The following is a 306-nucleotide window of genomic DNA, read 5'->3' as shown; positions in this document are numbered from 1 at the left end:
CACCGTCACCAACGGGCAAGGCAGACTCACCTCCTCGACCGATCCCTGGGTCGGTACCGCGTTGGCCAACACCTGGCTCGGCGCTACTCAATCAGCCGGCCCCCTATGCACCCTCAACGGCGGCAACTGCTACCGCCCCTACGACGGCGGATGGATCGTCCAAAGCAACGCAGGCACCTTCGCGCTACCCCGCGAGGTCGTCCGCGTCTGGTCAGACTGGGGACGCGAATACAACATCCTCGGTTACCCCACCAGCGCCCCCTCCGCCAACCCCACCAACGGCAACTACACGCAACAATTCCAAGG

The 306-nt window shown here is 64.7% G+C and carries 1 pseudogene; it reads left to right on the top strand.

Annotated elements, in window-relative coordinates:
• Positions 1 to 306: pseudogene (locus tag B4F19_RS04425) on the top strand (hypothetical protein); the annotation flags it as partial.

The organism is Microbacterium sp. UBA1097 (genome assembly GCF_002313585.1).
In the GTDB taxonomy this organism is placed as follows: domain Bacteria; phylum Actinomycetota; class Actinomycetes; order Actinomycetales; family Microbacteriaceae; genus Microbacterium.
This window is presented reverse-complemented; position numbering and strand designations above follow the sequence as displayed.